The 1672-nt window shown below is 65.2% G+C and carries 2 protein-coding genes; both read right to left on the minus strand.

The window, feature by feature from the left end; genetic code table 11:
- On the minus strand, window positions 1-750 hold a 750-nt coding region (locus EOA27_RS35520), incomplete at its 3' end, for a LysM peptidoglycan-binding domain-containing protein (protein WP_145970799.1).
- A 260-nt stretch (window positions 751-1010) separates the two neighbouring features.
- The gene (locus EOA27_RS35525; RefSeq protein ID WP_127258618.1) at window positions 1011-1664 is read right to left on the minus strand and encodes a protein-L-isoaspartate(D-aspartate) O-methyltransferase; all 654 of its coding nucleotides are present in this window, start codon (window positions 1662-1664) and stop codon (window positions 1011-1013) included.
- Window positions 1665-1672 lie beyond the last annotated feature (8 nt).

Consider the following 1672-nt stretch of genomic DNA (forward strand, 5'->3'; position numbering starts at 1 on the left):
GATCTGAGCGGCCGCCTTGCCGTCCTTGACCTTCGGCTGCTGCGGCAGCACCGCGACCTTTTCTGGCGCGGGCTGCTTCGGCGTGTTCGCCGGCTTGCCGTCCGCAACCTTCGGCTCCGCCTTGCTCGAATAGGCATAAGCGGGGATGACGATCTTCTGGCCGGACCGGATGCCCTTCTTCGGATCGATCCCGTTGACCTTGGCTATAGCATCGGCCGGCACGTGGTAGTGCGCGGCCAGGCCTGAAAGCGTCTCGCCGTCCCGGACAACGATTTCGGTCGCATGTGGCGCAGCACTTGCGTTGCGGACCGCGTCAGGCTCGGCGGTCTTGAACGGTTTTGCCGGCGTGACCGTGCCGGTGGCCGTCCTGTCGAGATGCGGTGCCGGCGCAAGCGCCGGAGCCGGCGCGAGGGCGGGAGCCGTAGCGGTACGCATCGGCTTTGCCGTAGCCGGCGCCGAGGGCGGCGGCAATTGCTGGGTCGTGACCGGCTCGAGGCTGGAGCGGCTAACCGACTGGGTGTGCGTGCCATCGACCGGCGCAGGCGCGACCGTGTCGCCCGGATAGGGCTGGTCGACATTCTGCTTGTTGATGATGGCGCGCTGATTGTTGGTGGATGACGTGAAGACATCATCGACACCGTTGAAGCGCATCGACTGGGAACTGCACCCGGCCGCCGCGCCGGCAATCATCAGCACGGCGCAACCGCGCGCCAGATTGCGTCTGTTTGCTTTCAAGTGATTGAATTGCATCGCACTAACCCGCACAGACCCGGTACAAACTGGCCCTGATTAAAGCGCGTTAATGTTACTGCCGGGTTAACCCCTTAGAATCCGACGAAAATTTTCTTAAAACATTTCGGGCCGCGGGCCGGGGCAGAGATTCAGGTCAGCCCGAGTCGAGAATGGTGGTGTCCGAGAACCGGAGCGGAGCGTACTAGCAGTACGTGAGCACCGGAAGCGCAGGAGACCACCGTTCGCAGACCGGGCTCACCTGAATATCGGCCCCGCCCCTAGATCACCGCCGCGACGCTACGCAGGATCGGCTGCAGCCTGACCATGCCGATGTCCTCGCGCTCGAAGCGGCTGCCAACCTTGGTGAGCTTGGCCAGCACCTGCTCGCCTTCTTCAGGGCCGATCGGCGCGATGACGATGCCGCCGCTCGACAATTGGTCGAGCAGGAAGCGCGGCAGGCTGTCGAAGGCCGCCCAAGCGACGATGCGGTCGAACGGCCCTTCATTGGGCAGGCCGTTGGAACCGTCGGTCTGGCGGACGATGACGTTGCTGATGGCAAGCGCCTCGAAGCGCTGCTTTGCCTGCTCGGTGAGGGTCTTATAGCGGTCGATGGTGATGACGCGCGCGGCAAGCCGCGACATGACCGCTGCCGTGTAGCCCGAGCCGGTGCCGATCTCGAGCACGCGGTTGCCCGGCTCGATGTGCAGCGCGGCAATCACGGCTGCCTGCAAATCGGCGCCCTCGATCGCCTCGCCGCATTCGATCGGCAGCATGCCGTCCGACCAGGCGAGCGCGTGGAACTGGGCCGACAGGAAGCCGCGCCGAGGCGTCGCCTCGAAGGCCGCGACCAGCGCCTTGGGCGCCGTGCCCCTGCCCCGCAGCCTGAGCAGGAAAGCGGCGAAATCCTCGCGGTCGTCGATGCCTGTGTTCATGCCAAAAC

The organism is Mesorhizobium sp. M2A.F.Ca.ET.037.01.1.1, assembly GCF_003998075.1.
In the GTDB taxonomy this organism is placed as follows: domain Bacteria; phylum Pseudomonadota; class Alphaproteobacteria; order Rhizobiales; family Rhizobiaceae; genus Mesorhizobium.